The organism is Stieleria mannarensis (assembly GCF_014154935.1).
In the GTDB taxonomy this organism is placed as follows: domain Bacteria; phylum Planctomycetota; class Planctomycetia; order Pirellulales; family Pirellulaceae; genus Stieleria; species Stieleria mannarensis.
On the sequence record NZ_JACEHH010000014.1, the window covers coordinates 38,200 to 51,160 of the forward strand.

General features: G+C 60.1%; 9 protein-coding genes. 7 read left to right on the plus strand and 2 right to left on the minus strand.

Annotation, left to right across the window (positions count from 1 at the left end; translation table 11 throughout):
• Positions 1-129 precede the first annotated feature (129 nt).
• Positions 130-507 (minus strand): SpoIIAA family protein, encoded by a 378-nt coding sequence (locus H1B37_RS11380; RefSeq protein WP_182866782.1) that lies wholly within the window; start codon positions 505-507, stop codon positions 130-132.
• A gap of 314 nt (positions 508-821) precedes the next feature.
• On the opposite strand from H1B37_RS11380, the gene H1B37_RS11385 reads away from it, so the two are divergent.
• Positions 822-4,259, plus strand: a complete 3,438-nt coding sequence (locus tag H1B37_RS11385; RefSeq protein ID WP_286177639.1) for a DUF1553 domain-containing protein — start codon at positions 822-824, stop codon at positions 4,257-4,259.
• Positions 4,260-4,441: 182 nt separating this feature from the next.
• The gene (locus H1B37_RS11390; protein WP_182866783.1) at positions 4,442-5,902 is read left to right on the plus strand and encodes a DUF1501 domain-containing protein; all 1,461 of its coding nucleotides are present in this window, start codon (positions 4,442-4,444) and stop codon (positions 5,900-5,902) included.
• 1 nt (position 5,903) lies between these two features.
• On the opposite strand, the gene H1B37_RS11395 is transcribed toward H1B37_RS11390, so the two are convergent.
• Positions 5,904-6,590, minus strand: a complete 687-nt coding sequence (locus H1B37_RS11395; protein ID WP_182866784.1) for a hypothetical protein — start codon at positions 6,588-6,590, stop codon at positions 5,904-5,906.
• 349 nt (positions 6,591-6,939) lie between these two features.
• Between H1B37_RS11395 and H1B37_RS11400 the strand changes: the two genes are divergently transcribed.
• The 5 genes from H1B37_RS11400 to H1B37_RS11420 all read left to right on the plus strand — a co-directional run bounded on the left by H1B37_RS11400 (position 6,940) and on the right by H1B37_RS11420 (position 12,959).
• Entirely contained in the window at positions 6,940-7,989 is a 1,050-nt protein-coding gene (locus H1B37_RS11400; RefSeq protein ID WP_182866785.1) for an arginine N-succinyltransferase, read from the plus strand.
• Positions 7,986-9,437 (plus strand): succinylglutamate-semialdehyde dehydrogenase, encoded by a 1,452-nt coding sequence (gene astD / locus H1B37_RS11405; protein WP_182866786.1) that lies wholly within the window; start codon positions 7,986-7,988, stop codon positions 9,435-9,437. Before H1B37_RS11400 ends, astD begins: the two co-directional genes overlap by 4 nt.
• 223 nt (positions 9,438-9,660) lie before the next feature.
• Positions 9,661-11,010, plus strand: a complete 1,350-nt coding sequence (gene astB, locus H1B37_RS11410; RefSeq protein WP_182866787.1) for an N-succinylarginine dihydrolase — start codon at positions 9,661-9,663, stop codon at positions 11,008-11,010.
• 209 nt (positions 11,011-11,219) lie between these two features.
• Complete coding sequence (locus H1B37_RS11415) at positions 11,220-12,395, plus strand: redoxin domain-containing protein (RefSeq protein WP_182866788.1); 1,176 nt, start codon at positions 11,220-11,222, stop codon at positions 12,393-12,395.
• Positions 12,396-12,404: 9 nt separating this feature from the next.
• Positions 12,405-12,959, plus strand: coding sequence for a hypothetical protein (locus H1B37_RS11420; RefSeq protein ID WP_182866789.1), 555 nt, complete (start codon positions 12,405-12,407; stop codon positions 12,957-12,959).
• Positions 12,960-12,961 lie beyond the last annotated feature (2 nt).

Sequence of the window (12,961 nt, forward strand, 5' to 3'; positions counted from 1 at the left end):
GGAGTGCATCCGTTGAGGCGTTGTAGGAGCGGGTAGGGAAATTTTGGAGGTAAGAAAATCGGATGCTGGGCGGATGAAGTCGTCCGTCGAATCTTCTTACCTCCCCGATCTTCTTACCCCAATCCCGCGTCACTTCTCATCCACCCAGTCCCAGGCCGCGTCGATTTCGCTGGCGTCGAAGTACTTGATCTTGGCCGCGGTGAAGGGCTTGCAGAAGATCGCCATCCACTTTTCCCAGGCACTGTCGCCGACCATGGCGATCCGCTCGATGTCGCGGAAGTGCTGGATGTCAAACTTGATGTCGTCCCACAACGCCCGGGCGGTCCAGCCGTGGAAATCATCCAATTCCAACAGGACTCGAATCTTTCCGTGCTTTTGAATCAACTGTTCGATGTCGGGCCCGAAGATCTCGTAATCTTCGTGGTTCATGGTGCCACTGACATGCAGGTGAATCACGTTGCTATCGGCTCGAGTCGCCAAATCGACTTCACTGAATCGAACACCCATCAATCGGCCCTTTTGTAGAAGAGAAGAAAAAGAACGAATGCCCCAAAGTCTAGCGGGTGTGGCGGTGGAACGCAAAATTGTGCGGTCGGTCGCGGATGGAGCAACGCAAGTCGTCGCATGCCTGCCGAGCCATTTTCTGCTCGTTCTGCAATCGCTCTCAAATCTTGCTACCACCAAAATCTTCTCACCATCGTCTCTTTGATCCTTCCGTCCCCAGATGGTGAAAACGAATGCCGTGGACGCCATCGAGGCTGGAAACCGGTTTTCGGGTATACTGATGGCGCCCTCCGCCCCAGTCATAGCCCTCCCCACCGATGCGATTTACCTGCTTTTCCTCCGTTACCCCGATCGGCATCTTTCTGCTGCTGGTCATGCCAATCCGCGTGGCAGCCGGCGAGCCGGCGGTCGATTTCAACCGCGACATTCGGCCGCTGTTGTTCGGCCGCTGTGTGACGTGCCATGGCCCCGATGAAGCCGAACGGGCCGCGGGGCTGCGTCTGGACACCGCTGCCGGGGCTCAGGGTGACCTGGGCGGTTACGCGGCTGTCGTTCCCGGCGATGCCGAGGCGAGCGAGTTGATTTTGCGGGTCACCAGTGACGACCCGGACATGCTGATGCCACCGCCGGGCAAGGGGGATCCGCTCAAACCCGCGGAGATCACGTTGCTGCGACGGTGGATCGATCAGGGCGGGCAGTATGCGAAACATTGGTCCTACGAAGTTCCCGTCCGGCCGCCGTTGCCAGAGGTATCCGACCCGTCATGGCCGGCCGGGCCGATCGACCATTTCACACTTGCACGCATGGATGCCGAAGGCTTGCACCCTTCACCGCCGGCCGATCGTCTGACCTTGGCCCGGCGGGTGGCGATTGACTTGACCGGTTTGCCGCCGACGTGGGATCAGGCCAAGGCGTTTGCTGAGGACCAGCGAGCCGACGCGTATGAGGTGTACGTGGATGCGTTGCTCGCCAGCCCCGCCTTCGGCGAACGTTGGGCACGCGTCTGGCTGGACCTGGCTCGTTACGCCGATTCGGCCGGCTACGCCGACGACCCGCCGCGCACCATCTGGGCCTATCGCGACTATGTGATCCGAGCGATCAACGACAACCTGCCCTTTGATCAATTCACAATCGAACAGATTGCCGGCGACTTGTTGCCCAGCCCGACCGACCAGCAATTGATCGCCACGGCCTTTCATCGCAACACGTTGACCAACAACGAAGGCGGCACGAACGATGAAGAGTTCCGTAACGTCGCGGTCGTCGATCGGGTGAACACGACGATGGCGGTTTGGATGGGCACCACGATGGCCTGTGCCCAATGTCACACCCACAAGTACGACCCGATCACCCAAGACGAATACTTTCAATTCTTCGCCTTCTTCAACAGCACCGAAGACGCCGACAAGCGAAACGAAAGCCCGCTGTTGGATGTTTGGACCGACGACCAGAAACACCGCAAAGCAGAATTGGCCGAACGGATCGAAACGCTCCAAGCCGAATTGGCCGCCCCCTCCGATCTGGTCGACCGACAACGCGACCAATGGCTGGCCGAATTTTCCTCGCCGCCCGATTGGCACCCCGCCGACGTCGCTGCCATCGAATCGCAGCGCGCTTTGGAAATCACCGACGACGGCTGGATCCAGGCCGACGCGGACGAATTGGAACGGGACACCTACCAGATCCAAATTTCCACCTCGAACGAACCGGTCACGGGACTTCGATTGGAAACCTCCGCGTCGCAAAAACGCAACTTTGTGATCTCCAATCTTCACGCGACCTGGACACCGAAGCCATCTTCCCCAGTCCAGGCCCGCTACGTTCGCGTCGATCTGCCGGGGAAGTCTCGCTTCTTGCACCTTGCCGAAATCGAAGCGTTCAGCGGCGGGGCGAACGTCGCGTCGCGCGGCAAAGCCACCCAAAGTTCGACCTACGCCGACGCGGTCGCCGCACGCGTCAACGATGGCAACACCGATGGCGACTACCAAAAGGGATCGGTGCAACACACCGGCGGCGAAAACGATCCTTGGGTCGAAATTGATTTGGGCAATGTGATGCCGATCGACGATCTGGTGGTGTGGAATCGGACCGATGGCGGCATCGCAATCATCGAGCGTCTGAACGGTTTCATGGTGTCGTTGTTGGACGATGATCGAAACGTGGTCTGGACACAGCAACCCGATGGCCCAGCCAACGCGAAACACGCCCTTTCACCCAGCGGAATGCGTACGGTTTCGTTCAGTCATGCGGCGGCCGATCATGAACAGAACGGTTTCCCCGCCACTGCTGTCCTGCAAACACCCGCGGATCCCAAGACAGGTTGGGCCGTCGCGCCACAGGTCGGCCGCCCCCATCAGCTGACGCTCGCGCTCGATTCACCGACACCGGAGTCCGAAGGTGTGCTGACGGTCACGATCGTCCAAGAATCCGTGCACCCGCGTCATCTACTGGATCACTTTCGATTGTCCGTCAGTTCCGATGCGAACTTGACCCGCTGGGCGACCTTGCCCGCTGCGATCCGCGAGATCGTCGCGAAGAGCAAGGACGACCGGAGCGGGCAAGAAGCGAAACGGATCGACGACTACTTTCGCTCGATCGCCCCGGCGCTCCGGTCCCAGCGTGACCAACTTCAATCGGCACGCGACGAACTGGCCAAGATGAAGCCGATGACCAGCGTTCCGGTGATGAAACAGTTGCCCGCGGAAAAACGTCGGGTCACCAAAGTGCAGCTTCGGGGGAACTATCAAAGCACGGGCGATGTGGTCAACGAAGGCACACCCAAAGCCTTTCACCCGATCGACAACACCGACAACCCCAACCGTCTCGACCTGGCGCGTTGGCTGGTCGATCCGGCCAATCCGCTGACCCCGCGTGTGATCGTCAATCGACACTGGGAACAATTGTTCGGAATCGGGATCGTGGAAACCAGCGAAGAATTCGGATCACAAGGCGAATTGCCCTCTCACCCCGAGTTACTCGACTGGATGGCCGTCGAGTTTCGTGAAAGCGGGTGGGACGTCAAACGGTTGATCAAATCGATCGTGATGTCATCGACGTATCGTCAAAGCAGCGTGGCGACGCGCGAAGCCATTGCGGCCGATCCCGGCAACCGGTTGCTGGCTCGTGGCCCCCGATTCCGCGTCTCGGCAGAAATGGTGCGTGACCAGGCCCTGTTCGTCAGTGGCTTGTTGAGCGACAAACGCTTCGGCCCGCCGGTCAAACCGCCGCAGCCCGAATTGGGATTGAAAGCCGCCTTCGGATCGGCAACCGACTGGAAAACCAGCCAGGGTGAAGACCGTTATCGACGCGGACTGTACACGACGTGGCGACGCAGCAGTCCGTACCCGTCGATGGCCCAGTTCGACGCGCCCAACCGCGAAGTTTGCACCGTCCGTCGGATTCGCACCAACACCCCGCTTCAAGCGCTGGTGACGCTGAACGATCCCGTCTATGTCGAAGCGGCTCAGGCGTTTGCCAGAAACATGATCCAGGCCGCAGACTCGCACGAAGGCCGGTTGGACTACGCCTTTCGCACCGCGTTGATTCGTCCGCCGAGCACCGCCGAGACCGAGCGACTGAAACAACTCGTGTCCTCGGCGACCGAAACGTATCGCCAGTCGATCGACGACGCGATGCAGATGGCCACCGATCCGCTGGGGGCGTTGCCCGAAGACGCCGACCCGGCCGAGTATGCCGCCTGGACCGTGGTCGCCAACGTGATTTTGAATTTGGATGAATTGCTGATGAAACGTTAATCATCGTGAATCGCCGTTCAAACGTAGCTACCTTCGCCAGAAGGTGGATCCCCGCCGCTTCCCACGCTCTGGCGAGCGTGGCTACATCGAAGCGATGCTGTCCACTAAGTCATCGATTGACTGCCACCACATCGCTTATTTGCCGCCAGCTTCCCTCAATCCCCCACTACCTTAATCCCGCCATGGACCCTCAAACCTCGCTCTTGCAATCGCGAACCCGCCGGCATTTCCTGCAGCAGTCCGCAGCCGGAATCGGGTCGATGGCTTTCGCATCGTTGTTGGCGGGGGACGGTTACGCCGGTGATCCCTCGACAACGCGTGCGAGCGATCCCCTTGCCAGTCGACCGCCCCACTTTGCCCCGAAAGCGAAGCGGGTGATCTACCTGCACATGACCGGATCGCCACCGAATTTGGATCTGTTTGACTTCAAAGACGAATTGGTCAAACGCAGCGATCAGGATTGCCCCGATCAATTCCTGGCCGGCCGCGAGTTCGCGTTCACCTCTGGCACGCCGAAGCTGATGGGTTCGCCGCGCAAGTGGCAGCGTGTCGGGCAAGCCGGCATGTGGATGTCCGACGCGATTCCCCACTTCCATGGAATCGCCGACGAGATGTGTGTCGTGCACTCGATGTACACCGACCAATTCAACCACGCGCCGGCGGAGTTGTTGGTTTACACCGGTTCGCCCCGCAGCGGTCGCCCCTCGATGGGATCCTGGATCACATACGGACTGGGCAGCGAAAACGAAAACCTGCCCGGGTTCGTCGTTCTAATCTCCAGCGGTGTGCAACCCAACGGCGGCAAAAACTCCTTCGGCAGCGGCTTCCTGCCGTCGGTCTACCAGGGCGTGCAGTGTCGATCCAAGGGCGACCCCGTGCTGTACTCGTCCGACCCGCCGGGGATGAGTCGCGCGATGCGACGCGAGACGCTCGACGCGCTGGCGGACCTGAACCAGATGCAAGCCGAACAGATGGGGCATCCGGAAACCCTGACGCGGATCTCGCAATATGAACTAGCCTTTCGCATGCAGACCTCGGTTCCCGAGGTGATGGACATCTCGGCCGAGTCACAGAAGACGCTGGACGAATACGGTGCGACGCCGGGTGCGTCCAGTCTGGCAAACAATTGTTTGCTCGCCCGCCGTCTGGTCGAATCCGGAGTGCGGTTTGTGCAGCTGTTCGATTGGGGCTGGGACTTTCACGGCACCCAAGCGGCGACCGGACTGACCGACGGTTTGACCAACAAGTGCGCAACGATGGACAAACCCGTCGCGGCGCTGATCCGCGATTTGAAACAGCGTGGGTTGCTGGAAGACACGTTGGTCGTTTGGGGCGGCGAGTTCGGCAGGACGCCGTTCCGCGAAGGCCGGACGGCGAAGAGCAAGATCCTCGGTCGCGATCACTACCCCGACGTGTTCACGATGTGGATGGCCGGCGGCGGCATCAAGGGCGGATTCGAATACGGCCAGAGCGACGAATTGGGATTCGGTGTCGCCGAGAACCCGGTCCATGTGCATGACCTGCAAGCGACGATCCTGCACCAGCTGGGGTTCGATCACGAGCGATTGACGTACCGATTCCAGGGTCGCGATTTTCGCTTGACCGACGTCCACGGACACGTGGTCAAAGCGTTGCTGGCGTAGGTCAATCGCTCAGGTCGATGACTTTCGTGATCTTCGGTTCGTAGTCGTTAAAGCCGAATCCACCGTGCGTCACCTCAATGCGCCAGGTCTTACGAATCGGATGTCCGCCTTTGGTGGCCGAGTTGACCAGGACGTGTACCGACGTGTCGGAACGGTTTTTGGGTTCGTTCACGACGGACCAATCGGCGACGCTGTACAGTCGCGACGGGCGCGTGTTTCGAGCCCAGTAGTCGGTGCCATCACCACCACGTCGTTGTTCATCCAGCCAGTCTTCAACGTGGTCGACCGCCAGTCTGGAATAGTATCCGAGCGGGTCGCTTAAGTTCTGTGCCGAACTGATCTTGGGGACGGATTGTTTGGTCGCAATCTTGAAATCCGACCCGATCGTGATGCGATATCGTTCGGGAGCGACGGCACGCCCGAGCCGGTCCAATCGATGGACCAGCACGGTGACGTGCGCGCCCGATGATTCCTGGATCTGCCAATCGACCAGTGACGTGAAGCGATGCGGATCACTGAACTGCTCCCAAAATGGCTGAGTGTCACGCCCCGTCTTTTCAGCCGTCAACCAATCTTGGACCAAGGCTTCGGCAACCTGGCTTCGTTGTGTCGCATCGAAGTGTCCCAGGTAGCTCAGGACGCCAAAAGGCAAGAAAAAGACGGTGGCCAATAAGGCGATCGTGCGCATCGTGATAGGTCCAGATGTAGCGGGGGAGGATCGTTCAACCATGGCACGCGTTGGCTGGACAGGTTTGGCGAACTGTCGACGTGTCAGCGAATGTTCTTTCAGTCGAATGGTCTATGGAGGTTGCGCGGAATGATCGAGCGGTTTGGACCAGAGGGGTGAAACCGAATAGAATGGAAGGATCGAAACGGATGTCCCGCACGTTGGTGTCTCGCCTTGAGGCGATTGTCCGTCGCTGCTTTGCAGCGAGGATCGACCGCCGGGAAGGGCGGTCGTACGAGGGCGGTCGTACGCTGAGGGGCGACCTTTGATGGACGGTCAACATCGCGTTTTTTATCCAAGGGTTTCATCGATGCACCACATCCGGCTCGTTCGACCGGCGGACCTGGACGCCCTGTTCGACTTGGCCGGCAAGTCGACGTACGGGTTGACCACGCTGACGCCGGATCGCGATCGACTGGCCAAACGGATCGAAGAATCCGAGACCGGCGAGTCGCCGTTGTTGGTTTGGGTCGAGGGTGCTGAGCAGCGGGTGATCGGGACCGCCGGGCTGTTCACCCACGTCGGTGATTCTTCCAAAGGCGAACCGTTTTATGCGTTCCGGCTGGAACGCAGCATTCATCGATCCGAGGCCTTGAACGTGCGCACGGAAGTCGACACGTTGCACCTGGCGAAAATCTTTGACGGTCCGACCGAGCTGGGGACGTTGTTCTTAGACCCGCAATTTCGCGGGGGCGGGAAAGGCCGCGTGTTGTCGCTGTCACGGTTCATGTTGATCGCCCGTGACCCGGAACACTACGATCGTCAAGTCATCGCGGAAATGCGAGGTGTGATCGACCAGGACGGTCGGTCGCCGTTTTGGGACGCCGTCGGGCGACACTTTTTTAAAGTCGATTTTCCGATCGCCGACACCCAGTCGTTTCGCGACAAACGGTTTATCGCCGAACTGATGCCGAGCCATCCGATTTATGTGCCGCTGCTCCCCAAGCAAGCGCGTGAGGTGATCGGAAAGGTGCACAGCCACACCGAGCCGGCGCTGCGGTTGCTGGAATCCGAGGGTTTTCACGAAGCTCAAATGGTCGACATCTTCGACGGGGGGCCTTGCATTCGCTGTGACCGCAAAGCGATTCGAACGATCCTGGAATCCAGTCGCGTTGAGCTGACGGGCGTCTTCACCGCCAGCGCCGACGCCAAGATGGATACCCTGGTTGCGACCGCTGACGGCCCCTTTCGTTGCGTCGGATGTGCGACGCGGCGAACGGCCGATGGAATCCAAATGCAACCACAAGACGTCGACAGTCTGGGCGTGTCGGTGGGCGATTCCATGATCGTCTCGCCACTGAAAGGTACGGCCAAAGCATTCTGGACCGACGAGACGGCGAACCAAGTGGAGCCCTCATGACAGCATCCGATTCGCCATCAACATTGGTGGCCTGCTTTCCGGGGACCGACCAAGTGGTCTGGGACGGCACGACGGCGACGGAAACCGACGTGGGGGATGCTGTCGCCAACGCAAGGTCCGCACTTGCGGCCTGGCAGTCCACAGCGGTCGAGGACCGCATTGCCGTGGCGGAACGATTCGCCGCCTTGGCGACCGATCAACAAGATTCGATCGCCGATCAGATCAGCCGCGAAACCGGTAAACCGAAGTGGGAAGCGACCGCCGAGGCTAAGTTGGTGCCGGCAAAGGTCAAACTGGCCGTCCAAGCCTATCGCGAGCGCAGCGGTTCGCGACAGATCGATCTGCCGCAGGGGACCGGACGGGTGGTTTACCGTGGCGTGGGAGTGATGGCGGTGCTCGGTCCGTTTAACTTCCCCGCCCACTTACCCAATGGCCACATCGTTCCGGCGCTGGTCGCGGGCAACACGGTCGTCTTCAAACCCAGCGAGATGACGCCGGGCACGGGCGAACTGCTTTGTCAACTTTGGCACCAGGCTGGCCTGCCGTCTGGAACGCTGCAGCTGGTTCAGGGCGACGGGGCCGTCGGCGCCGCGCTCGTTTCGCAAGCGGTCGACGGGGTCTTGTTCACGGGAAGCTATGCCGCCGGATGCGCGATCCATCGGTCGTTGGCGGGGCGGCCGGAAGTGCAGTTGGCGTTGGAGATGGGCGGCAACAACCCGCTTGTCGTTCATCGGGCCAAGGATTTTGATGCGGCAGCCTATCTGTGTGCCGTCTCGGCGTACGCCACCGCTGGCCAGCGTTGCACGTGCGCCCGCCGTTTGATTTTGGTCGACGACGCCGATGCCGATCCGCTCCTCGAACGCTTGGTCCGTCATTGCGAGACGCTTCGGGTCGGATTGCCCGAAGACGATCCGGCGCCGTTTTGCGGACCGTTGATTTCCGCGGCCGCGGCAGACCGCGTGTTGGACGCCCAGGCGTCGTGGCTGGACGCCGGCGCGAGGGCACTCGTTTCCGCGCAACGTGACCGGCGCAATCCCGCGCTCGTGCGTCCGGGACTGATCGATGTGACGACGATGGCCGATCGAAGCGACGAAGAAGTGTTCGGGCCGCTGCTGCAAGTCATCCGTGTGGCGGACTTTGATGCGGCACTCGACCAGGCTAACCGGACGGCGTACGGATTGTCGGCGTCGTTGCTGTCAGATGACCCGGCAATATTCGATCGGTTTCGAACACACATCCGCGCCGGCGTTGTCAATTGGAATCAACCGACGGTGGGTGCCAGCGGCCGGTTACCGTTCGGCGGCTTGGGGGCGTCGGGGAATCATCGCCCCAGCGGCTATTTCGCGGCCGACTACTGCAGCGACGCCGCCGCGGTGCTGGAATCGGATTCTTTATCGTTGCCCGCGACCATCCTGCCTGGGATCGAGGTCGCGGGGAACACTCCGTAGCGGAAGCCGCCAAGGCTTTCGGCGAAAGCCTAAACCCAAACTCTATCTGGACAGCGCCACGTTGCAAAAAAACATCGTGAATCGCCGGTCAAACCTAGCTACCTTCGCGCACTTCATCATTCTGCCCCGTATCATTCTGCCATCCCTCTCCTGACCCCAACGACGCGACAGGACACCGAATCCGGGTGGAGAGGTAGGAAGATTTTGGAGGTAGGAAAAAAACATGCCCGACACCGATTGCCCCACCGCGGTCGAAGTCAACTTCGACGGATTGATCGGACCGACGCACAACTTTGCCGGGCTCGCGCCGGGAAATCTGGCGTCGTGGCTGCACCGCAGCGAACCCTCCAACCCGCGCGCCGCGGCGCGACAAGGGTTGGCGAAAATGTCGCGGTTGCGATTGATCGGCGTCCCCCAAGCCGTGCTGCCTCCCCAACCGCGCCCGAACCTTCGCTTGTTGCGACAACTCGGTTTCTCCGGTGACGATGCAAATGTGTTGGCAACGGCGCATAACCAATCCCCCCGAATGCTGGCGATCGCCATGTCGGGTTCCAGCATGTGGACCGCCAATGCCGCCACGGTGTGTCCGTCTGCCGATGCCGATGACGGACGCGTCCACTTCACGCCGGCCAATCTGGCCAACAGCCTGCATCGCGCGTCTGAAACGACCGTGACGGCGACGATCTTAAAACGCATCTTTCACGACCCGCAATTCTTTCGGCACCACGACCCGATCCCTTGTTCGGCCGACATGGGAGACGAAGGCGCGGCAAACCACACCCGATTCTGCGACTCGTTCGCCGATCCCGGCGTGCAACTGTTCGTCTATGGAAACGATCACGAGGACGACGACCGCTCGCGTCCCAGACGATTCACCGCCCGCCAATCACGGGCCGCCAGCGAGTCGGTTTCCCGCTTGCACCGGCTTGATCCCCGCCGCGTCGTGTTCGCCAAACAAGACCCGCGTGCGATCGATGCGGGTGTCTTTCACAACGATGTCATCGCGGTGGGACATCGGAAATTGCTGTTCTGTCATGAGCAGGCATTTGAGAATTCCATGCAGGTAGATGATGCCCTTCGCCGGGCGACGAGCGATCAGATCCGAATCGTCGAAGTCCCCCAGCGGCGTGTCAGTTTGGATGATGCCGTCGCGACGTATTTGTTCAACAGCCAGATCGTCACGGCAGCCGACGGTCAGACGGTGTTGATCGCGCCGGAGGACTGTCGCCGACACCCCGGAGTCAAGATGTTGTTGGACGAACTGGTCGACGATGGGACTTTCGATCGCGTGGAGTTTGTCGACCTGCGCGAAAGCATGAACAATGGCGGCGGGCCGGCGTGTCTGCGGCTGCGCGTGGTGTTAATGCCCGAGGAGGTCGCGTCGCTCGCGCCGGGCGTCTTTCTGACCGTTGAGTTGGAAAATCAGCTGGATGCCTGGATCGACCGTCACTACCGAGATTCGCTGACCGCCGCGGATCTGGCCGACCCACAGCTGATGCGTGAATCCTACGCGGCGTTGGACGAATTGACGTCGCTGCTGGGATTGGGCAGCGTTTACGAGTTTCAACGCTGAATCCGCCGGAACACCGAGTTCCGCTACAATAGGAATCCGCAATCGTTGGTGTCGAGCCTTGAGGCGATTTCTCGGTCGCTGCGTTGCAGCGACGCGAAATCGCCCGGAAGGGCCGTCTTACTTAGAGATCCGTCGTACTCGGTGAGTCGTCCACGGCGGCGACGATTGCGAAATTGAATCGAATTCACTTTTTTCCCCGAGTGATCGTGATGACGAAAACCTGGCTCGCTGTTTTGATTCTGTGTGGTGTCCCTGGCCTTAGCATCGCGGCCGATTTTCCGCCCGGCGTGCAGACATTGGAAATCGGTGATGCCGCACCTGATTTTCAATTGCCGGGGATCGATGGACGCGATTGGACACTGGACGACTTTGACGACGGCAAGGTGCTGATCGTCTACTTCACATCCAATCACTGCCCGGTTTGCCATGCCCATGACCCGCGGTTCATGGATTTGGTCCGTGAAGTCGACGACCGCGGCGTGGCGGTCGTTGCGATCAATCCCAATTCCGGCGACGGATTGCGGCCGGACGAACTGGGGTATTCAAAGTACGACGACAGTTTCGAAGACATGAAACCGTACGCGAAAGACCATGGGTTCACGTTCCCGTATTTGTACGACGGAGCGACACAGGCGACGGCCAAGAAGTACGGTTGCTTGGCGACACCCCACGTGTTCGTCTTCGACTCCGAACGAAAACTTCGTTACAAAGGCCGGTTGGACAATTCTCGCTACTCCGACCCGGCGTCGGTGAAGTCGCGTGAGACGCGAGATGCAGTCTTGGCGCTGCTGGACGGGAAACCGGTTCCCGTCCCCGTGACCAAACCGTTTGGGTGTTCGACCAAATGGCGCGAAAAGATCAGCAAGGTCGAAGAAGATGAGCAGCGTTGGCAATCCGCCGAAGTGACGCTGGATGAAATCGATGCGGCGGGGCTGGCCAAATTGGTCGCCAACGATACCGACAAGTATCGATTGTTCAACGTTTGGTCGACCACCTGCGCGCCATGCGTCGAAGAGTTCCCCGGGTTGACCCGAGTCTCACGCCGCATGGGACTGCGTAAATTTGAATTGATCACGATCAGTACCGATCTGCCCAAAAACCGTGATCGCGTGGTGGCTTTTCTGTCGGCCAACAGAGCCGTATTGCCGGCACGCTTGAAACCGTCACTGGAGTCCGAAGGTCGGACGTCGAACAATTACCTGTTCACCGATCCGGACGTCGATGCCTTGATCGCCGCCTTGGATCCCCAATGGGAAGGCCCCGAACCGCACACGGTCTTGGTGGCTCCGGGAGGCAAGATTGTGTTCCGCCACAACGGAATGATCGAGGAGACGGAGTTGCTGGAGGCATTGCTGGCGGAAATGAAAGGCACTTATTTGGAGTGATCTGCGGTGATGATGAAATCGACCTTCACGCTCGCCACGCTGCTCGTTTGCGGTGGCTGTTTTCCTCCGCCGGCTTCGTCGCCCGCCTCGGCCCAGAAACGGCAAGCCCAGGCGATCGCCGACCGCGAACAAGAACTCCAGTTTCGCGACGAATCCGGCAACATGGACTGGCGAAAACGCGTCGATGCGGCAAAGAAATTGCTCGACCAAGCCCAGTCCAATCGCCGCTGGGGCCAGTCCCAAGCGGCGCTCGACCAGGCCTTGGACGCCGCCCGTTTGATGCCGCCGCCCAGCAAGGATTTTGATTTGGAAGCCGAATTGGCCGGCCTTGAAAAGGATTCGGCCGATGCGTCGGTCGAATCAGACGTTCCCGGCTCCTCGGGGGGAACGGCTGATCCGACGGGCGGCGAAACAGATGCTGCCGAATCCGGTGGCGGTGTGACCAATGCGGAAGTGCGTCAGATTCGAAAAGAGCTGGAAGCATTGCTGGAGCGGCTGGAAGGAAGTACCGGTCGGACCAACGCCGAATTAAGCTTGGAGCGAGATTTGATCGAGATCCAGTGACC

Bases quoted from the DNA above. Each gene is read 5' to 3' on its own strand.
- H1B37_RS11380 (WP_182866782.1), bottom strand. From the start codon at position 507: ATGGGTGTTCGATTCAGTGAAGTCGATTTGGCGACTCGAGCCGATAGC.
- H1B37_RS11385 (WP_286177639.1), top strand. From the start codon at position 822: ATGCGATTTACCTGCTTTTCCTCCGTTACCCCGATCGGCATCTTTCTG.
- H1B37_RS11390 (WP_182866783.1), top strand. From the start codon at position 4,442: ATGGACCCTCAAACCTCGCTCTTGCAATCGCGAACCCGCCGGCATTTC.
- H1B37_RS11395 (WP_182866784.1), bottom strand. From the start codon at position 6,590: ATGCGCACGATCGCCTTATTGGCCACCGTCTTTTTCTTGCCTTTTGGC.
- H1B37_RS11400 (WP_182866785.1), top strand. From the start codon at position 6,940: ATGCACCACATCCGGCTCGTTCGACCGGCGGACCTGGACGCCCTGTTC.
- astD (WP_182866786.1), top strand. From the start codon at position 7,986: ATGACAGCATCCGATTCGCCATCAACATTGGTGGCCTGCTTTCCGGGG.
- astB (WP_182866787.1), top strand. From the start codon at position 9,661: ATGCCCGACACCGATTGCCCCACCGCGGTCGAAGTCAACTTCGACGGA.
- H1B37_RS11415 (WP_182866788.1), top strand. From the start codon at position 11,220: ATGACGAAAACCTGGCTCGCTGTTTTGATTCTGTGTGGTGTCCCTGGC.
- H1B37_RS11420 (WP_182866789.1), top strand. From the start codon at position 12,405: ATGATGAAATCGACCTTCACGCTCGCCACGCTGCTCGTTTGCGGTGGC.